This is a genomic window from Enterobacter cloacae complex sp. P27C, from assembly GCF_014895705.1.
Taxonomy (GTDB): domain Bacteria; phylum Pseudomonadota; class Gammaproteobacteria; order Enterobacterales; family Enterobacteriaceae; genus Enterobacter; species Enterobacter bugandensis.
The window spans coordinates 24,323-44,493 of record NZ_JADBQB010000004.1; the positions used below are offsets into that span (position 1 = coordinate 24,323).

Here is a 20,171-nt window from a genome sequence, read left to right on the forward strand (position 1 = left end):
CGGGCGATTGCGGAAGCGATTCCACTGCTCCTTTATGGGTATAACAGTATAACCGCGTAGTTGTGAGGGAAATTTGACGTGTTCGATTTTTTTGCTGTTCTGTGCGGTGATTTATCATCGTGATTGATGGATTGCATCACAAAATAATCCACATAAATGAAATACGCGTTTTTACTGCGCAAAATTTGTCTCTGCCACTGCTAACGAGTAGACTTCGTGCCCTTGTCTGAAATCGGAGAAAAACTCATGAGCGAAACGGCCACCTGGCAGCCGAGCGCATCCATCCCAAATCTGTTAAAACGCGCCGCAATTATGACGGAGATCCGCCGTTTCTTTGCCGACCGCGGCGTCCTGGAGGTGGAAACCCCGTGCATGAGTCAGGCAACGGTAACGGATATTCATCTGGTCCCGTTTGAAACCCGTTTTGTTGGCCCAGGCCACTCCCAGGGCATGAATCTGTATCTGATGACCAGCCCGGAATACCACATGAAGCGCCTGCTGGCTGCGGGGTGTGGTCCGGTGTATCAGCTGTGCCGCAGCTTCCGTAATGAAGAGATGGGGCGTCACCACAACCCGGAATTCACCATGCTGGAGTGGTACCGCCCGCACTATGATATGTACCGCCTGATGAATGAGGTGGACGATCTGCTGCAGCAGGTACTGGACTGCTCAGAAGCCGAAACGCTCTCCTATCAGCAGGCCTTCCAGCGCCATCTGGAAATCGATCCGCTGTCGGCGGACAAAGCCCAGCTGCGTGAAGTGGCGGCAAAACTGGATCTGAGCAACGTGGCGGATACCGAAGAGGATCGCGACACGCTGCTGCAGCTGCTGTTCACCTTCGGCGTGGAACCGCAGATTGGCAAAGACCGTCCGACGTTTGTCTATCACTTCCCGGCAAGCCAGGCGTCTCTGGCGCAGATCAGCACTGAAGATCACCGCGTGGCAGAGCGTTTTGAGGTTTACTACAAAGGCATCGAGCTGGCGAACGGCTTCCACGAGCTGACCGACGCGCGCGAACAGCAGCAGCGTTTCGAGCAGGATAACCGTAAGCGCGCCGCACGCGGTCTGCCGCAGCAGCCGATTGATGTTAACTTGCTGGAAGCATTAAAAGCCGGTCTGCCGGATTGCTCCGGCGTGGCGCTGGGCGTGGATCGTCTGGTCATGCTGGCGCTGGGCGCCGAGCAGCTGGGCGATGTGATTGCCTTTACGGTCGATCGCGCCTAAAGCATGGCCGGGTGGCGCTGTCGCTTACCCGGCATATAGTATCTGTGGCAATTTTCCTTTCCATTTCTTCTCCGCAACATTAAAAACTGCCATTTTCTCTGTACACGGGTCTTTTTCTTAAATTGCCTCGTATAGCCACAATATTAGTCTGGTCATCTGCTACCATCCGCGCAGTTTAATTCCTCTTCGGATGGTTATATGTCCCAGTCACTCAAAAAGATGACCCTCACCGGGCTCATTCTGATGATTTTTACGTCAGTTTTTGGCTTTGCCAACAGCCCGTCGGCTTTCTATCTGATGGGCTACAGCGCGACGCCGTTTTATATCGTTTCTGCTCTGTTCTTCTTTATCCCGTTTGCGCTGATGATGGCGGAGATGGGCTCGGCTTACCGGAAAGAAGAGGGCGGTATCTATTCATGGATGAACAACAGCATCGGCCCGCGCTACGCGTTTATCGGGACGTTTATGTGGTTCTCCTCCTACGTCGTCTGGATGGTCAGCACGGCGGCCAAAGTCTGGGTGCCGTTCTCCACGTTTCTTTTCGGTGCGGATAAAACGCAGGTCTGGTCTTTAGCCGGGCTGAGCTCCACGCAGGTGGTCGGGATTCTGGCGGTGTGCTGGATGGTGGTGGTGACGCTGGTGGCGTCAAAAGGCATCAACAAAATTGCCCGTATCACCGCCGTTGGCGGTATTTCCGTGATGTGCCTGAACCTGGTGCTGCTGCTGGTGAGTATCGCCATTCTGTGCCTGAACGGCGGACACTTCGCGCAGGAGGTGAACTTCGTATCATCGCCTAATCCGGGCTATCAGTCCGGTCTGGCCATGCTCTCCTTCGTGGTATTTGCCATTTTTGCCTACGGCGGTATTGAAGCGGTAGGTGGGCTGGTCGATAAGACCGAGAACCCGGAAAAAAACTTTGCCAAAGGGATTATTTTTGCCGCCATCGTGATTTCCATCGGCTATTCGCTGGCGATTTTCCTCTGGGGCGTTAGCACTAACTGGCAGCAGGTGTTGAGTAACAATACCACTAACCTCGGGAACATCACCTACGTGCTGATGAAAAGCCTGGGAATGACGCTGGGTAACGCCATGCACCTGACGCCGGAAGCATCGGCCACCCTGGGGATCTGGTTTGCGCGCATTACCGGCCTGTCGATGTTCCTTGCCTATACCGGCGCGTTCTTCACGCTAATCTACTCGCCGCTGAAAGCAATCATCCAGGGTACGCCAAAGGCGCTGTGGCCGGCACGCATGACGCAGCTCAATACCGCAGGCATGCCTGCCAACGCCATGTGGATGCAGTGTCTGCTGGTGTGTGTGTTCATTCTGCTGGTGTCATTTGGCGGTGATACCGCGTCTGCGTTCTATAATAAGCTGACCCTGATGGCGAACGTATCGATGACGCTGCCGTACCTGTTCCTGACGCTGGCGTTCCCGTTCTTTAAGGCGAAGCGGGATATTGAGCGTCCGTTTGTGATCTTCAAAACCCGCGCGGCAACGCTGCTGGCGACCACGGTGGTGGTGCTGGTCGTGGCATTTGCCAACATCTTTACCGTTATTCAGCCCGTGGTTGAGGCGAACGACTGGAACAGCGCGCTGTGGATGGTCGGTGGGCCAGTCTTCTTCTCGCTGCTGGCGATGGGGATTTATGAGAATTACCGCCGGCGCTCAATGGCGTACGTCACGGAAGTGGCGTAGCGGTAAAATACCCCTCCCGAAAGGGAGGGGAGAACGATTACAGACTTCCCGCCGGGCGCGATCTTGCCGCCGACGTGAGCGTTTTACCCATCTTGCGTCCGTCCATGCTTTCCAGACGCATCTGGAACGGTGGGAACGGCATATCAATACCATGCTCGCGGAATCCCGCCAGAATCAGCTGGTGGATCTCATGGCGCAGCGGCATGCGGTGCCCCATTTCGGCGGCGTAGATACGCAGTTCGAAAATCTGGATCCCCTGCTGTAAATCAACCAGGAATACTTCCGGCGCAGGGTTATCGAGCACCAGCGTACAGCGTTCAGCGGCGGTGTAGAGGATCTGCGTGACCTCTTCACTGTTGGCATCCGACGGCGCCGGTACCGTCAGCACCACGCGCGTAACGGAGTCCGACAGGGACCAGTTGATAAACTGCTCGGTAATAAATGCCTTGTTCGGCACGATGATCTCTTTACGGTCCCAGTCGCTGATCGTGGTGGCGCGGGTGTTGATCTTCGTTACGCTCCCGGTCAGATCGCGGATCGTCACCGTATCGCCAATGCGAATCGGCTTTTCAAACAGGATGATCAGGCCGGATACAAAGTTAGCGAAAATCTCCTGCATGCCAAAGCCAAGGCCAAACGTCAGCGCGGCCACCAGCCACTGCAGTTTAGACCACTCAATACCAATCATTGAGAACCCGACCATTCCGCCAAACAGCAGTATCAGGTATTTCGTAATGGTCGTAATGGCGTATCCCGTGCCGGGGGTTAAATCCAGATGCTGCAGCAGCGCCAGCTCCAGCAGTGCCGGGAAGTTACGCACCAGCTGGGTGGTGATGATCAGCACCAGAATGGCAATCAGCACCGCGCCTAAGGTGATCGGCTCCAGGCTTTCAACGCCCTGCACCGTGGACGTCACGTCCCACAGAGAGATGTTCTCCAGGAAGCCAAACGCGGAGTGAATTTCCGACCACAGGAAGATCACCGACAGAAGGGCAATCAGCATCAGGAGGGAGCGCACCAGGCGCAGAGACTGGGTACTGATGGCATCCAGATCCAGTTCGACCTCGTCCGCATCCATCGTGCCTTCCGTGCTGTTGACATGGGTTGGCTCTTCCTCGCCACGGGCACGCTGAGCGAGGATCTCTGCCCGGCGATGCTTGGCGCGGTCAAAGGCCAGACGGCGGCGCTGGATCAGCATCCCGCGCCGGATCACGTGATACACCACCAGCAGCAGGAACCAGATCGCCACCGATGTTTCCAGTCGCGCCAGCAGCGCCTGCGAGGTTGCCAGGTAACCTACCGCTGCTGCCAGCATCGCAATCAGAGGAGCGCTCAGCAGCAGGTTCCAGAGCAGCCGGTTGAACATGTTGTCGCCGCTGCCGGATTTATCCAGATAGAGCGGTATCCCCGCGCGTTTCAGGCTGAGCGTGACGATGGCCAGCGCGCCGCAGATCAGCATAAAGCAGAGGCGCCCCAGCGAGCCTGAGAATTCCCGGTCGTTGAGATTATCAAACATGATCAGCGCCATAATCAGCGGCACAATCAGCCCGATGCTCATCAGGTAATAGCGCATGGCGCGCGCCACGCGGTTACGAGGCCAGCCAAAGTGGGCGATGAACAGGCCGTTAGGCCGCGCGAACGTCGCGCAAATCATCACCACCCACAGCAACGGTACCGTGGCGGTGACGCCATCGCCAATGGCGACCGCGAGCGGATAGGGCCAGGCTTCCCGCAGGCCATAGCCAAGCGTCATCCACAGCACCGGTAGCGGAGAGGCGACGAGAATCGACCAGAACACGGTGCGCAGCGTCAGCCAGAAGTGATCCTGAGTGACTTTCCCCACCCGCGCGCTGGAACGCTCCAGGAAGCGGGTGAAATGTCTGCGCGAATAAATGCTGAAGCCCACCAGAACCAACGCGCCCAGCAGCGGGAAAATCGTCTCTTTACTGGTCAGCATCATCACGCTGGCCTGTCCGAGCTGGCTAAAGGTGTCGAGGGAAATCAGGCGGCGCAGATCCTGAACGATCTCAATTGGCCACGAGAAGGTCATTGGACGCACGTCGGATGTCCAGAAGAGATAACGGTGCGTAGCCTCGTTCACCTCTTTCAGCGCGTCTTCCAGCTGGCTGTTAGAGACCTTGAGCTTAGTCAGTTCCAGAATCAGCGTATCCCCGCCCTGCAGCAGGGAGTTCAGCAGTTCGCGCTGGGTGCGCAACTGGGCTTCCAGAATACGGTTTTGCTCGCTGGTCAGAGGTTGTCCGTCAGCCTGACGGATCTGGCGTATTTGCGGCTGCTTATTGAGAAGATCTTCAAAGTGCAGTCGCTGCACGCGCAGCTGGGCCATCTCGGTATCCAGCTGCTGCGGTTTCGGCATTTCCGGCAGGCGCGCGACCTGGGCGCGTAACGCTTCGCCCAGCAGGTTTGATGACCCGAGCCACTGGGACTGCTCGCGCAGGGTGTTGAGCGCCTGGCGCACCTGCAGGGTTTGATTCGTCGCCTGACGCTGCTGGGAGGCAACCAGATCCATACGCTGCGCCTGCTGATTCAGGGCGGCAGAAAGCTCGCGGTTGACCTTAAACTGATCGACGATACCTTCCGGCAGATTGGCGCTGTTTTCCGCCAGCAGCTCGGTGCTTTCAAGCGCTCGCTCGGCTTCGCGCTGGCGCTGGCTGTTAAGCAAATTACGCAGGGCCTGAAGGTACGCATCCAGCTGCTCGCTCTGCTTCTGAGCGAGTTCAGAGCGCATCCGCGCCAGCTCCTGGCGGTTGTTGGCGGAAAGCTGCGCCAGCTCTAGCTCATCCACAAGGGCCTTCAGACGGGCAGATTCCGCCTGCAGACCCAGATTTTGCGCCTGAGCCTGCGGCGTGTTGCCGCTTTGCGTACCCACGCGGCGCTCAACGTCGTTAAGCTGGCGGCGGGCGTCGGTTTGCTGCTGCGGAAGCTGGCTGAGGGAGTCGGCAATTTCACGCGCTCGCTCCTGCTCCTGCTGAGCCTGGCGGCTCTTTTCCAGGAGCTGGCTGCTGACCTGCAGGATTTCCTGATTCAGGGCGTCGGTGGTCATGCCTTCCGGCACTTCGCGCGGCTCATCGCGCAGATTAGCGAGTTGCGCGCGCAGCGTTTGCGAGAGTTTAGGGAAGTTGTCGATAACCTGCTGATACTGCTGAGCGCGCTCAAGCGAGCCTTTCCGCTCTTCAAGCGCGTTCAGTGCGGACTGGAGTGACTCAACGGTCTCTGGCTGAGCGGGTTTAGCCGCTTTCGCCTGCTCCAGCTCCTGGGTTATCTGTTTGGCGTCTGGGGCTGTCGCTGCGTACGCCCCCATGCTGAGGCACCAGGCCATCAGTAGAACGATAATCGGGCGCACGTCAGCGATCCTTCTTTTGTTAGCCTTCGTCTTTTTTGTCGTCAACCAGCGGGCTGGCGTCGTGCTCGGCGTCGATCTCTTCTTGCGGCAGCGGAGCAGGTTCTGCATCCGGCGTCACGAAGGTTTCGGTAGAGACCGCCAGCGGCTGACCCAGTTTGGTGACCGACAGGCTTTCGAGCTGCTCAGCCAGCTTCACTTTGCCCGGCGCAAACAGGTTGATGACGGTAGAGCCCAGCTTGAAGCGACCCATTTCCTGGCCTTTCAGCAGGGCGACAGAACCTTCTTCTTCACCGGCAGGCCACGTCCAGCGCTTGATCACGCCTTCACGCGGCGGGGTAATGGTGCCAGCCCAGACGGTTTCGATGCTGCCGACAATGGTCGCGCCCACCAGAATCTGCGCCATAGGGCCGAATTCAGTATCGAACAGGCAGATGACGCGTTCGTTACGGGCAAACAGGTTCGGTACGTTTTGCGCGGTCAGGTGGTTCACGGAGAACAGATCGCCCGGCACGTAGATCATCTCACGCAGGATACCGTTACACGGCATGTGTACGCGGTGGTAGTCGCGCGGTGACAGATAGGTGGTGGCAAAGGTACCGTTGCGGAACAGGTCCGCCATCAGGTAATTGCCCGCCAGCAGCGCTTCCAGGCTGTAGTTGTGGCCCTTCGCCTGCAGAATTTTGTCGTCTTCGATGTTACCCAACTGGCTGATCACGCCGTCTGCTGGCATCACCAGGACGTTAGGGTCGGTGTTCAGCGGGCGCACTTCGTCGCGCAGCGGGCGCACGAAAAACTCGTTGAACGTGCGGTAGCTGGCGGTGTCCGGCTTCTGCGCTTCTTTCATGTCGACCTTGTAATACTTAACGAAAAGGTCGATGACCAGTTTGGTCAGCCAGCCCGCGCGTTTGCTTGCGCCCCAGCCCGCCAGGCGAGTGAGCCACAGTTTTGGCAGAATGTATTGAAGCGAAAGTTTAAATGCGTTTAACAAGGTAGCCTCCAGGCCATTGTTTTGTCGTTCCTGATCCGGCAGTAAGCCGCCGGAACCTGAAAAAAGGGGACGATTTTAGCGATGCTTAGCTTAGTTGTCAGTTATCAGAATCAGAAAAGTTTTTACGCGTTTTTACCTGATCCATGCTCTCAAGAATGCGGTGGTAATTCTCGAAGCGGGTCTCCGCGATTTCACCTTTCTCAACCGCTTCGCGGATAGCGCAGCCTGGATCGTTATCGTGTTTGCAGTCGCGGTATTTGCAAGCGCCTAAATAATCATGGAATTCGACAAATCCATTAAAGATTTGTTCCGGCTCAAGATGCCATAAACCGAATTCACGTACGCCCGGTGAGTCGATCACATCGCCGCCGTGAGGGAAATGATAGAGACGTGAGGCGGTGGTGGTGTGCTGGCCCAGACCCGAGACATCAGACACATCGTTAGTGAGGATCTCCTGCTGAAGGCCGAGAAGGTTGTTTAGCAGGCTCGATTTCCCCACGCCGGACTGACCCGCAAAGATGCTGATGCGATCGGTAAGCGCCTCTTCCAGCGGTTTCAGTCCGTCTTTGGTGTAGCTGGACACCATCAGAACGCGGTAGCCAATCTTGCGGTAGATATCCATCTGCTCATTAACGAAAGCCATGCCTTCGTCATCCAGCAGATCGATTTTGTTCAGCACGATAATCGGTTCAACCTGCAGCGTTTCACAGGCGACAAGGTATCGGTCGATAATATTGAGCGAAAGTTCGGGTAAAATCGCCGATACGATGACAATCTGGTTAATGTTGGCGGCAATCGGCTTCACCCCGTCGTAAAAATCGGGACGGGTTAACACGGACGTACGCTCATGGACCGCTTCAACGATACCTTTTACCGTAACGCCCTCTGCCGCCTCTTTACCCGGTCGCCAGACGACGCGGTCGCCGGTCACCAGAGAACGAATGGTCCGGCGAATGTTACAGCGGTGGATTTCGCCATCGGCGGATTCCACGTCGGCGTGCATACCGAAACGGCTGATGACTACGCCTTCCGTTGGTTCGCCAAACAGGTTGTCGTCGTAATCGACCTTCTCCGAAGTGGTTTTAAGACGGCGCTGATGATTGGCATTCACGCGGCGCTGCTGCCCTTTGGAGAGTTTATTTTTACTCAATCGCACTGGCTCCTGGTCGCCCGTAAGGGGCAAAACCTCTATGATACACTCTAATTAATACTAGTTAACCTGCTACTGCCGGTTATGCGAGAAGGGTGGAAAATAACATGAGCGCGGATGAAAACAACCTGATTTGGATCGATCTCGAAATGACCGGGCTGGATCCCGAGCGCGATCGCATTATTGAGATTGCAACTCTGGTGACCGATGCCAACCTGAATATCCTTGCCGAAGGGCCAACGATTGCGGTGCATCAGTCCGACGACCAGCTTGCGCTGATGGATGAGTGGAACGTGCGTACCCACACCGGCAGCGGTCTTGTCGAGCGTGTGAAGGCGAGCACGCTGGGCGATCGCGAGGCGGAACTGGCGACGCTCGAATTTCTGAAGCAGTGGGTACCAGCGGGTAAATCGCCGATCTGCGGGAACAGCATCGGTCAGGATCGCCGTTTCCTCTTCAAGTACATGCCGGAGCTGGAGTCTTACTTCCATTACCGCTATCTGGACGTGAGCACCCTGAAAGAGCTGGCGCGGCGCTGGAAGCCTGAAATTCTGGACGGCTTTAAAAAACAGGGTACGCACCAGGCGATGGACGATATCCGTGAGTCTGTTGCGGAACTCGCGTACTACCGCGAAAACTTTATTAAGCTGTGATTTTGAGATCCGGCACCTTGCGTGGCCGGGTTTTTGTCGTTAAATTGTTCAGCTTGCCGATTAAATAAGCACTTGAACTGAATTTCGAAAAAATCACTTTAAGGGGGGTTGCAGCTAAAAGGATTTCTCGTATAATGCGCCTCCCGTAACGACAGAGAATTACACGTTACGACAGCAACAAAAGCAGTACAGATTTGCGGGAATAGCTCAGTTGGTAGAGCACGACCTTGCCAAGGTCGGGGTCGCGAGTTCGAGTCTCGTTTCCCGCTCCAAAATTTGAAGGTGCTTCCACAGCACAGACTGCCCAAGCGGGAATAGCTCAGTTGGTAGAGCACGACCTTGCCAAGGTCGGGGTCGCGAGTTCGAGTCTCGTTTCCCGCTCCAAAATTTGAAAGTGCTTCTAAAGCACGGACCACCCAAGCGGGAATAGCTCAGTTGGTAGAGCACGACCTTGCCAAGGTCGGGGTCGCGAGTTCGAGTCTCGTTTCCCGCTCCAAATTCTTCTTCATCTCTAAAATATCCACAGCGAAAAGACGCGCTGGGGACGTTTTCTATTGCATCTGAAATACTCTTGTAAACAGAGTTATCCACAGAATTCGCGCTTTACCCAAACCGTACAGAAAGTTAGCAGGGTGAATAATATCTTCCCAAACCACTGTATTAATTGGATAAAATTTCATTTCAAAATGTTATTGAGATCACTTGACCTCTTCTCAAGTCCAGATGGCGCTTGAGTTTTTATTTTTATTCACAGGCTGTGAATATATCACGCATCCCGCGTAAGCCCTTTTTCAATCACCCTAACCAGCCGCTGTTTCTTAGGAAGCTGCACCTCGACCACGCAGGCATTTCGCTTCTCGATTTGCTGCGCAATCGCCCATTCTATGTGTTCATCAAGAAGTGGGTGCTCACCTCTACGGCTTTCGAGCGCCTGAATATTCGCTTCATCCCACGGGGCATTGCCCAGCGCGACGGCCACGTTTCGCAGCCAGCGCAGGTGGCCGATACGGCGAATAGCGGAACCTTCCGTCACCTTCAGGAACCAGGCTTCGGTCCAGGCGAACAGCTCAATAAGCTGTGGCGCATGCAGCGCTTTACGCGGGCTGAAGTCCTCTTCGTCCGTCAGCTGTGAATAGCGGTTCCACGGGCAAATCAGCTGGCAGTCGTCGCAGCCGTAGATGCGGTTGCCGATAAGCGGTCGGAACTCTTCCGGGATCGCCCCTTCAAGCTCTATCGTGAGATAGGAGATGCAGCGGCGGGCATCAACGGTGTAAGGCTCAACGATGGCGCCCGTCGGGCAGATGGTCATGCAGGCCACGCAGCGGCCACAGCCTTCCTCCACCGGGCCATCTACCGGCAGGGGTAAATCTATCAGCAGCTCACCGAGGAAGAAGAACGATCCGGCGTCGCGGCTCAGGATAAGTGAGTGCTTACCTGTCCAGCCAAGTCCGGCTTTTTCGGCGATCGGGCGCTCAAGAACAGGCGCGGAATCGACAAAGGGTCTAAAATTCAGCGAATCACAGTGCTGCTGAATGGTTTCCCCGAGTTTTTTTAAGCGGTTACGCAGAAGCTTATGGTAATCACGTCCCAGAGCGTACCGGCTGACGTAACCCAGGGAGGGATTTTTTAGCGTGCGCGCAAAGGCCGCATTGGCAGGCAGGTAGTTCATGCGCACGCTGATGACGCGTAGTGTACCCGGTAAAAGTTCATGTGGACGGGCGCGCATCATGCCGTGACGCGCCATCCACTCCATTTCGCCGTGGTATTGTTTGTCCAGCCAGGCCTGCAGTTTTGGCTCGCTGGCAGAGAGGTCGGTATCGGTAATGCCTACCTTCTGGAAGCCAAGCTCAGCACCCCACTGTTTTATTTTTTGCGCTAATTCATTGAGATCGAGGGGCTGTGACATGACGGACCATACGGTGAAGAAAAACCCCGCAAGTATACCACATTCCATCTGGCATGCGGACGACCTCCGGCGCGCCGAAAAAGAGGCCGCAGACAGTCTCGGCATTACCCTTTATGAACTGATGCAGCGCGCGGGAGAGGCGGCGTTTAACGTTGCCTGCAGCGCGTACCCGCAGTCCACTCACTGGCTGATTTTGTGCGGGCACGGCAATAACGGCGGCGACGGTTACGTCGTTGCGCGTCTTGCCGTTGCAGCCGGTCTCCGCGTTACCCTGCTGGCGCTGGAGAGTGATAAGCCCCTGCCGGAAGAGGCCTGCGCGGCGCAGGAGGCATGGCTGAACGTAGGCGGCGTGATTCATGCTCCTGATATCGTCTGGCCGGAAGATGTTGATCTGATTGTTGATGGTCTGCTGGGGACCGGGCTACGCAGCGCGCCTCGCGAAAACATTGCCGCGCTTATTGAACACGCTAACGGGTACTCTGCGCCGGTCGTCGCGCTGGATATTCCGTCGGGCCTCATCGCACAGACCGGCGCGACGCCTGGCGCCGTTATTCAGGCTGCGCACACCGTGACCTTTATCGCCCTGAAGCCGGGCTTGTTAACCGGAAAAGCGCGGGATGTGGTCGGCGTATTGCACCATAACGCGCTGGGGCTGGAGAGCTGGCTCGTTGGACAGGAAACGCTCCTGTCGCGCTTTGATTCCTCGCAGCTAAAAGAGTGGCTTCCGCCGCGCCGCCCAACGTCTCACAAGGGCGACAACGGCAGGCTGGTGATTATTGGTGGCGATCGCGGTACGGCAGGAGCGGTTCGCATGACCGGTGAGGCGGCACTTCGCAGCGGTGCCGGGTTAGTGCGAGTACTCACTCGCATTGAAAATATTGCGCCAATCATCACAGCCCGACCGGAACTGATGGTCCATGAGCTTACGCCCCAGACGCTGGAAGAAAGCCTCGAATGGGCGGATGTGGTGGTTATTGGTCCCGGGCTTGGACAACAGACATGGGGTAAACAGGCCCTGCAAAAGGTCGAGAATTTTCGTAAACCGATGCTGTGGGATGCCGACGCGCTTAACCTTCTGGCAATAAATCCGGATAAGCGTCACAATCGCATTCTGACGCCACACCCCGGCGAAGCCGCGCGCCTGCTTAACTGCAGCGTGGCAGAAATTGAAAGCGATCGCTTACTTTCTGCTCAGCGTCTGGTAAAACGTTACGGAGGTGTTGCCGTTTTGAAAGGGGCAGGCACCGTTGTCGCCAGTGACGAGACGCAGGGCATTATTGATGCCGGAAATGCGGGCATGGCGAGCGGCGGTATGGGCGATGTGCTTTCAGGCATCATCGGCGCATTGCTTGGACAGAAACTTCCCCTTTATGATGCAGCCTGTGCGGGCTGCGTGGCCCACGGCGCGGCAGCTGACAGGCTTGCTGCGCGGGAGGGGACACGCGGTATGCTGGCCACCGATCTCTTTTGCACGCTGCGGCGTGTTGTTAACCCGGATGTGATTGACGTAGAAAATGACTAATCGAGCGATTCCTTTACCTGATGAACAAGCCACTTTAGATCTCGGCAAGCGCGTGGCGCAGGCCTGTCAGGGGGCAACCGTCATTTATCTGTATGGCGATTTAGGTGCGGGTAAAACCACCTTCAGCCGGGGTTTTTTGCAGGCGTTAGGGCATAACGGGAACGTGAAAAGCCCTACCTACACGCTGGTCGAGCCGTACACCCTCGACAATCTTATGGTGTACCACTTTGATTTATACCGCCTTGCGGATCCTGAGGAGCTGGAATTTATGGGGATCCGTGATTATTTTGCCAACGACGCCATCTGCCTGGTGGAGTGGCCGCAACAAGGTGCGGGTGTGCTGCCTGACCCGGATGTCGAAATTCACTTAGATTACCAGGCTCAAGGGCGTGAGGCTCGCATCAGTGCGGTTTCCTCATCAGGGTGTTCCTTACTGGCGCGTCTCGCCGGTTAAGAGTAGGGATGACGGGATGATTAGTCGCGTTAAAGGTTGGGTGTTGGCTGCGACGGTGCTGCTGTGCGCGCAGGCCGGGGCGGCAAGCCTTTCGGATATTCAGGTGTCAAACGGCGAAAGCCAGGCGCGGATTACGTTCAGCTTTATGGGCGACCCTGAATACGCGTTTTCACAGCCAGACAGCCACAGCGTGGCGCTGGATATCAAACAGACAGGCGTGATCCAGGGGTTACCGCTGCGGTTCAGCGGTAACAACCTGGTGAAAAGTATCCGCTCGGGTACCCCTCAGGACAGCCAGTCGCTGCGCCTGGTGGTCGACCTGACCGAAAAGGGCAAAACGAAGGCGGTGAAGCAGCAAAACGGGGCGAACTATACGGTGGTCTTCACCATCAATGCCGATGTTCCGCCGCCTCCGCCGCCACCGGTTGTCGCGAAACGCGTGGAAGAGCCGGTGTATACGCCTCGCCCATCGGAACCTGCGCGTAATCCGTTTAAATCGCAGAACGATCGCATCACCGCGGCAACCAGCAGTAACACGGTAACGCGTCCGGCGGCCAGCGCACGGCGTACGGTCAGCGGTGACAAAGTGATTATCGCCATTGATGCCGGGCACGGTGGACAGGATCCTGGAGCGATTGGCCCGGGCGGCACGCGAGAGAAAAATGTCACTATTGCGGTGGCCCGCAAGCTGCGGACGCTGTTGAACGATGATCCGATGTTTAAAGGCGTACTAACCCGCGACGGCGACTATTTTATCTCTGTGATGGGCCGCTCAGACGTGGCGCGTAAGCAAAACGCCAATTTCCTGGTCTCCATTCACGCGGATGCCGCACCGAACCGTAACGCGACGGGCGCCTCGGTATGGGTCCTGTCGAACCGCCGGGCAAACAGCGAAATGGCCAACTGGCTGGAAGAGCATGAGAAACAGTCTGAACTGTTAGGCGGCGCGGGTGATGTGCTGGCAAACAGCCAGTCTGACCCATACCTCAGCCAGGCGGTGCTGGATTTACAATTCGGTCATTCTCAGCGCGTCGGGTATGATGTCGCCACTAACGTATTGAACCAGTTGCAGGGCATCGGGGCATTGCATAAGCGCCGCCCTGAACATGCGAGCCTGGGCGTTCTGCGCTCGCCGGATATTCCGTCAATTCTGGTAGAGACGGGCTTTATCAGCAATAACAGTGAAGAGCGCCTGCTGGGCAGCGACAGCTATCAACAGCAAATTGCCGAAGCGATTTATAACGGTTTACGTAAATATTTTGAGGCGCATCCTCTGCAGTCCGCGCCGCAGGGCGGAGCAGCCCAGACGGCCAGCGCCGCGCAGCCGGGTGGGTTGACCGCCACAAATTAAGGAGATTTCATGCCGATTCAGGTTCTGCCGCCGCAGCTCGCGAACCAAATCGCCGCCGGTGAGGTGGTGGAACGCCCTGCGTCGGTGGTGAAGGAGCTGGTTGAAAATAGTCTCGATGCGGGCGCCACCCGCATTGATATTGATATCGAACGCGGCGGCGCAAAGCTTATCCGCATTCGCGACAACGGCTGCGGCATCAAAAAAGAGGAGCTGGCGCTGGCGCTGGCGCGTCATGCCACCAGTAAAATTGCCTCTCTGGATGACCTGGAAGCGATTATCAGCCTCGGTTTTCGCGGCGAAGCGCTGGCCAGTATCAGCTCGGTTTCTCGTTTAACGCTGACCTCCCGTACCGCTGAACAGCAGGAAGCCTGGCAGGCCTACGCTGAAGGGCGGGATATGGACGTCACGGTCAAACCCGCGGCGCACCCTGTCGGTACTACGCTGGAAGTTCTGGACCTGTTCTACAATACTCCCGCCCGCCGCAAGTTTATGCGTACCGAAAAAACCGAGTTCGGCCATATCGACGAGATCATCCGCCGAATTGCGCTCGCCCGTTTCGACGTCACCATCAACCTCAGCCATAACGGCAAGGTGATGCGCCAGTACCGCGCGGTGGCTGAAGGTGGTCAGAAAGAGCGACGGTTAGGCGCTATCTGCGGGACGCCGTTCCTGGAGCAGGCGTTGGCTATCGAGTGGCAGCACGGCGATCTGGCTTTACGCGGCTGGGTGGCCGATCCGAACGCCAGTAGCGCGGCGTATTCTGAAATTCAGTATTGCTACGTGAACGGCCGCATGATGCGTGACCGCCTCATTAACCACGCCATTCGCCAGGCCTGCGAAGACAAGCTCGGGGCCGATCAGCAACCGGCCTTTGTGCTTTATCTGGAGATCGACCCGCATCAGGTGGATGTCAACGTCCATCCTGCCAAGCATGAAGTGCGTTTCCATCAGTCGCGTCTGGTGCATGATTTTATTTACCAGGGCGTGCTGAGCGTGCTGCAACAGCAGCTTGAACCCACGCTGCCACTGGAAAAAGAAGACTCCGCACCGCGCCCCATTCCGGAAAACCGTGTTGCTGCGGGCCGCAACCATTTTGCGGAGCCTGCCGTCGCGCGTGAACCAGACGCCCCGCGTTTCTCCTCTGCAGGAGCCGCGCCGCGTCCGACGGGCGTGAACTACCCTAACGCTCAGCCCGGCTATCAGAAGCAGCAGGGGGCGCTGTACCGTAAACTGCTGGAAACGCCCGCAGTCGAGCGCAAAGAGCACGTTTCGGTGGCGACACCTTCCCTTGAAGGCCATAGCCAGAGTTTTGGCCGGGTGCTGACGATAATCGCACCGGATATGGCCTTGCTTGAGCGCGACGGCAAACTGCTGCTTCTGGCGCTGCCGGTTGCCGAACGCTGGCTCAAGCAGGCGCAACTGACGCCGGGGGAACATGCGGCCTGTGCGCAGCCGTTATTGATCCCGGTTCGCCTGAAAATATCCGCTGAAGAAACAAGGGTATTGCAGCGTGCAGAGGCCCAGCTGGCGCAAATGGGCATTGAAATTGTGCTCGAACCACAACATGTGACAATTCGCGCAGTGCCTTTACCCTTACGCCAACAAAATTTACAAAACTTGATTCCTGAACTGATAGGCTACCTGGCGCAGCAAACATCGTTGGAGGCTGCCAACACCGCGCAGTGGATCGCCCGCCATCTGGCCAGCGAACATTCACCGTGGAGTATGGCGCAGGCGATTACCGTGCTGGCGGAGGTGGAACGCCTCTGCCCACAGCTGGTGAAAGCGCCGCCGGGTGGGTTATTACAACCTGTTGATTTAAAAACGGCGATGACCGCCCTGAAACATGACTGACGTAAGCAAGGCGAGCCTGCCAAAGGCAATTTTTTTAATGGGCCCAACGGCCTCTGGCAAAACAGCGTTAGCCATTGAGTTACGTAAAGTTTTGCCTGTAGAGTTGATTAGCGTTGATTCCGCCCTCATCTATCGAGGGATGGACATCGGCACGGCGAAGCCCGGCGCAGACGAACTGCGTGCGGCACCGCACCGTTTGCTGGATATTCTCGACCCGGCAGAGGCTTACTCCGCAGCGGATTTCCGCCGGGATGCCTTAGCTGAGATGGCCGAGATAACGGCGGCGGGGCGTATACCGCTGTTGGTTGGCGGAACCATGCTCTACTTCAAGGCGCTGCTCGAAGGTTTATCACCCTTACCTTCTGCAGATCCTGAAATCAGAGCAAAGATTGAGCAGCAGGCGGCAGAGCAGGGGTGGGACGCATTGCATAAGCAACTGGCAGAGATTGACCCGGTTGCGGCGGCGCGAATCCATCCAAACGATCCGCAAAGGCTTTCCCGGGCACTGGAAGTTTTTTTCATTTCGGGTAAAACTTTAACGGAACTGACGCAAACGTCAGGAGACGCTCTGCCGTATCAGGTGCATCAGTTCGCCATCGCCCCGGCGAGCCGTGAACTGCTCCATCAACGAATTGAGCAGCGTTTTCATCAGATGTTGGCTTCAGATTTTGAAGCAGAAGTGCGGGCGCTATTTGCCCGTGGAGATTTGCATACGGATATGCCTTCCGTTCGTTGTGTGGGATACCGCCAGATGTGGTCGTATCTTGAAGGTGAGATTTCATACGATGAAATGGTTTATCGAGGTGTTTGCGCCACGAGACAGTTAGCGAAGCGCCAGATCACCTGGTTGCGCGGTTGGGAGGGGGTTCACTGGTTAGACAGTGAAAAACCGCAACAGGCGTTAAACGATGTGATTGAGGTTGTTGGTGATATCGCCCACTGAATGTGTACAATTGAGACGTATCGTGCGCAATTTTTCAGAATCGCAAGGTTCTAAGTACAAAACAAGCATATAAGGAAAAGATAGAATGGCTAAGGGGCAATCTTTACAAGATCCGTTCCTGAACGCATTGCGTCGGGAACGTGTTCCAGTTTCTATTTATTTGGTGAATGGTATTAAGCTGCAAGGTCAGATTGAGTCTTTCGATCAGTTCGTGATCCTGTTGAAAAACACGGTCAGCCAGATGGTCTACAAGCACGCTATCTCTACTGTTGTTCCGTCCCGTCCGGTCTCTCATCACAGCAATAACGCTGGCGGCGGCACAGGCAGTAACTACCATCATGGCAGCAACGCGCAGGGTTCTTCTGCTCCTGCGCAGGACAGCGACGAGACCGAATAAGGTTTTAGCTGTTATCCACACGGGGAGCCAGGGATCCTGCGTTCCCCGCTGATCTTTTTAGAGAGGTTTACGCTTGTTTGACCGTTATGATGCCGGTGAGCAGGCGGTGCTGGTACACATCTATTTTTCGCAAGACAAAGATATGGAAGACCTCCAGGAGTTTGAATCTCTGGTCTCTTCCGCCGGTGTCGAAGCAATGCAGGTGATTACCGGTAGCCGTAAAGCGCCGCACCCAAAGTATTTTGTTGGTGAAGGTAAAGCAGTAGAAATTGCGGATGCCGTAAAAGCAACCGGCGCGTCAGTCGTGTTGTTTGATCATGCGCTGTCTCCAGCCCAGGAGCGCAACCTGGAAGCTCTCTGCGAATGCCGTGTTATCGATCGCACGGGATTGATTTTAGACATTTTTGCTCAGCGTGCCCGTACCCACGAGGGGAAACTGCAGGTTGAGCTGGCGCAGTTGCGCCATCTGGCGACGCGTCTGGTGCGTGGCTGGACCCACCTTGAAAGACAAAAAGGCGGGATTGGTTTGCGCGGTCCGGGTGAAACCCAGCTCGAAACCGACCGCCGTTTGCTGCGTGGCCGTATTACCCAGATCCTCTCACGTCTGGAACGTGTCGAGAAACAGCGTGAACAGGGGCGTCGGGCGCGAACCAAAGCCGACATCCCCACGGTGTCGCTGGTGGGCTATACCAACGCCGGTAAATCCACCCTGTTTAACCAGATAACCGAGGCCCAGGTGTATGCCGCAGACCAGCTGTTTGCGACCCTGGACCCGACGCTGCGCCGCATTGACGTTGCAGACGTGGGTGAAACAGTGCTGGCGGATACCGTAGGGTTTATCCGCCATCTGCCGCACGATCTGGTGGCGGCGTTTAAGGCGACGTTGCAGGAGACGCGTCAGGCGACCCTGCTGCTGCACGTGATTGATGCGGCTGACGTACGCGTGCAGGAGAACATCGACGCGGTGAACGTGGTGCTGGAAGAAATTGACGCCCACGAAATTCCCACCCTGTTGGTGATGAATAAGATCGATATGCTGGAGGATTTCGAACCGCGTATCGACCGTGATGAAGAGAACAAACCGATTCGGGTCTGGCTTTCTGCTCAGGCCGGAATCGGTGTGCCACTGCTTTTCCAGGCTTTGACAGAACGTCTTTCCGGTGAGGTAGCTCAGCACACGCTGCGACTGCCGCCACAGGAAGGCAGGCTGCGCAGCCGGTTTTATCAGCTTCAGGCGATAGAAAAAGAGTGGATGGAGGATGACGGCAGCGTGGGGATGCAGGTGCGTATGCCGATCGTTGACTGGCGTCGCCTCTGTAAACAAGAACCTGCGCTGGCGGACTATATCGTCTGATCAGAAAGGGGAAGCCTGAAAAATTCGCCCTTGCATAACAAATATGGAGCATATACATGGCGTGGAATCAGCCCGGTAATAACGGACAAGACCGCGACCCGTGGGGAAGCAGCAATAATCAAGGCGGCAACTCTGGGGGAAATGGCAACAAAGGTGGTCGCGAGCAGGGGCCGCCGGATCTGGATGATATCTTCCGCAAGCTGAGCAAAAAGCTTGGTGGCCTTGGCGGAGGAAAAGGTTCTGGCTCGGGTGGCAGTTCCAGTCAGGGGCCGCGCCCGCAATTAGGTGGCCGCCTGGTGGGCATCGTTGCTGCCGGGCTGGTGATCGTCTGGGCAGCCAGCGGGTTCTACACCATTAAAGAAGCAGAACGCGGCGTGGTCACCCGTTTCGGTAAGTTCAGCCATCTGGTTGAGCCGGGCCTGAACTGGAAGCCGACCTTCATTGATGACGTGACCGCAGTTAACGTGGAGTCCGTCCGTGAACTGGCCGCTTCTGGCGTGATGCTGACGTCTGACGAGAACGTGGTGCGCGTCGAGATGAACGTGCAGTACCGCGTGACCGATCCTGAGCGTTATCTATTTAGCGTGACCAGCGCCGATGACAGCCTGCGTCAGGCGACCGACAGCGCCCTGCGTGGTGTGATCGGCAAATACACCATGGACCGCATCCTGACCGAAGGTCGTACCGTTATTCGTAGCGATACCCAGCGCGAGCTGGAAGAGACGATTCGTCCGTACAACATGGGTATCACCCTGCTGGACGTCAACTTCCAGGCTGCACGTCCGCCGGAAGAGGTGAAGGCCGCGTTTGACGATGCGATTGCTGCCCGTGAAAACGAACAGCAGTACATCCGCGAAGCAGAAGCGTACACCAACGAAGTTCAGCCGCGTGCTAACGGTCAGGCGCAGCGTATTCTGGAAGAGGCGCGTGCGTATAAGACCCAGACCATCCTGGAAGCTCAGGGTGAAGTGGCTCGCTTTGCGCGCATCCTGCCGGAATACAAAGCCGCCCCGGAAATTACCCGTGAGCGTCTGTATATCGAGACTATGGAAAAAGTGCTGAGCCACACCCGCAAAGTGCTGGTTAACGACAGCAAAGGCGGAAACCTGATGGTTCTGCCGCTGGATCAGATGCTGAAAGGCGGTTCTGCACCGGCAGCGAAAGACACCAGCGGAGCGAACAACCTGCTGCGTCTGCCGCCAGCCTCATCAGGCAGCTCCAGCGCGAACACAACGCCTTCTTCGAACGATGGTGACATTATGGACCAACGCCGTGCTAACGCGCAGCGTAACGACTACCAGCGTCAGGGGGAATAA

The 20,171-nt window shown here is 56.5% G+C and carries 15 protein-coding genes and 3 tRNA genes; 14 read left to right on the forward strand and 4 right to left on the reverse strand.

Going from position 1 to position 20,171, the window contains the following annotated elements; all coding sequences use genetic code 11:
* The first annotated feature begins 246 nt into the window (after positions 1–246).
* On the forward strand, positions 247–1,224 hold the full coding sequence (gene epmA, locus IM291_RS08870) for an elongation factor P--(R)-beta-lysine ligase (RefSeq protein ID WP_041911493.1): 978 nt from the start codon (positions 247–249) through the stop codon (positions 1,222–1,224).
* Between the two features lie 198 nt (positions 1,225–1,422).
* Entirely contained in the window at positions 1,423–2,922 is a 1,500-nt protein-coding gene (yjeM, locus tag IM291_RS08875) for a glutamate/gamma-aminobutyrate family transporter YjeM (protein ID WP_192986663.1), read from the forward strand.
* 37 nt (positions 2,923–2,959) lie between these two features.
* Here the strand turns inward: yjeM and mscM are convergent, their stop codons facing one another.
* From mscM to rsgA, 3 genes are all read right to left on the reverse strand, one after another.
* Entirely contained in the window at positions 2,960–6,283 is a 3,324-nt protein-coding gene (gene mscM, locus IM291_RS08880; protein ID WP_028015244.1) for a miniconductance mechanosensitive channel MscM, read from the reverse strand.
* A gap of 19 nt (positions 6,284–6,302) precedes the next feature.
* Positions 6,303–7,271, reverse strand: a complete 969-nt coding sequence (gene asd, locus IM291_RS08885; protein ID WP_028015245.1) for an archaetidylserine decarboxylase — start codon at positions 7,269–7,271, stop codon at positions 6,303–6,305.
* Between the two features lie 97 nt (positions 7,272–7,368).
* Positions 7,369–8,421 carry a small ribosomal subunit biogenesis GTPase RsgA gene (gene rsgA / locus IM291_RS08890; RefSeq protein WP_032644955.1) on the reverse strand — a complete coding sequence of 351 codons (1,053 nt, stop codon included), beginning with the start codon at positions 8,419–8,421 and terminating at the stop codon, positions 7,369–7,371.
* Positions 8,422–8,528: 107 nt separating this feature from the next.
* Here rsgA and orn point away from each other — a divergent pair, with 107 nt between their 5' ends.
* The 4 genes from orn to IM291_RS08910 all read left to right on the forward strand — a co-directional run bounded on the left by orn (position 8,529) and on the right by IM291_RS08910 (position 9,570).
* Positions 8,529–9,074, forward strand: a complete 546-nt coding sequence (gene orn, locus IM291_RS08895; RefSeq protein ID WP_028015247.1) for an oligoribonuclease — start codon at positions 8,529–8,531, stop codon at positions 9,072–9,074.
* Positions 9,075–9,270: 196 nt separating this feature from the next.
* Positions 9,271–9,346: transfer RNA gene (locus IM291_RS08900), tRNA-Gly, on the forward strand.
* A 36-nt stretch (positions 9,347–9,382) separates the two neighbouring features.
* Positions 9,383–9,458, forward strand: a tRNA-Gly gene (locus IM291_RS08905).
* 36 nt (positions 9,459–9,494) lie between these two features.
* Positions 9,495–9,570 (forward strand) — tRNA-Gly (locus tag IM291_RS08910).
* A 270-nt stretch (positions 9,571–9,840) separates the two neighbouring features.
* On the opposite strand, the gene queG is transcribed toward IM291_RS08910, so the two are convergent.
* Entirely contained in the window at positions 9,841–10,980 is a 1,140-nt protein-coding gene (gene queG / locus IM291_RS08915; RefSeq protein WP_028015248.1) for a tRNA epoxyqueuosine(34) reductase QueG, read from the reverse strand.
* Between queG and nnr the strand changes: the two genes are divergently transcribed.
* The 8 genes from nnr (at position 10,979) to hflK (ending at position 20,171) form a co-directional block, all read left to right on the forward strand.
* The gene (gene nnr, locus IM291_RS08920) at positions 10,979–12,502 is read left to right on the forward strand and encodes a bifunctional ADP-dependent NAD(P)H-hydrate dehydratase/NAD(P)H-hydrate epimerase (protein WP_192986665.1); all 1,524 of its coding nucleotides are present in this window, start codon (positions 10,979–10,981) and stop codon (positions 12,500–12,502) included. The genes queG and nnr overlap by 2 nt on opposite strands.
* Positions 12,495–12,956 carry a tRNA (adenosine(37)-N6)-threonylcarbamoyltransferase complex ATPase subunit type 1 TsaE gene (tsaE, locus tag IM291_RS08925; RefSeq protein WP_028015250.1) on the forward strand — a complete coding sequence of 154 codons (462 nt, stop codon included), beginning with the start codon at positions 12,495–12,497 and terminating at the stop codon, positions 12,954–12,956. Before nnr ends, tsaE begins: the two co-directional genes overlap by 8 nt.
* Positions 12,957–12,972: 16 nt before the next feature.
* The gene (amiB, locus tag IM291_RS08930) at positions 12,973–14,307 is read left to right on the forward strand and encodes an N-acetylmuramoyl-L-alanine amidase AmiB (RefSeq protein WP_192986667.1); all 1,335 of its coding nucleotides are present in this window, start codon (positions 12,973–12,975) and stop codon (positions 14,305–14,307) included.
* Positions 14,308–14,316: 9 nt separating this feature from the next.
* Complete coding sequence (mutL, locus tag IM291_RS08935) at positions 14,317–16,161, forward strand: DNA mismatch repair endonuclease MutL (protein WP_028015252.1); 1,845 nt, start codon at positions 14,317–14,319, stop codon at positions 16,159–16,161.
* A complete protein-coding gene (gene miaA, locus IM291_RS08940; protein ID WP_028015253.1) occupies positions 16,154–17,104 on the forward strand; it encodes a tRNA (adenosine(37)-N6)-dimethylallyltransferase MiaA in 951 nt (316 codons plus the stop codon). Before mutL ends, miaA begins: the two co-directional genes overlap by 8 nt.
* 85 nt (positions 17,105–17,189) lie before the next feature.
* Complete coding sequence (hfq, locus tag IM291_RS08945; protein ID WP_013095287.1) at positions 17,190–17,501, forward strand: RNA chaperone Hfq; 312 nt, start codon at positions 17,190–17,192, stop codon at positions 17,499–17,501.
* A 73-nt stretch (positions 17,502–17,574) separates the two neighbouring features.
* Entirely contained in the window at positions 17,575–18,855 is a 1,281-nt protein-coding gene (hflX, locus tag IM291_RS08950; RefSeq protein ID WP_023331851.1) for a ribosome rescue GTPase HflX, read from the forward strand.
* 56 nt (positions 18,856–18,911) lie between these two features.
* Positions 18,912–20,171 carry an FtsH protease activity modulator HflK gene (hflK, locus tag IM291_RS08955; protein WP_028015254.1) on the forward strand — a complete coding sequence of 420 codons (1,260 nt, stop codon included), beginning with the start codon at positions 18,912–18,914 and terminating at the stop codon, positions 20,169–20,171.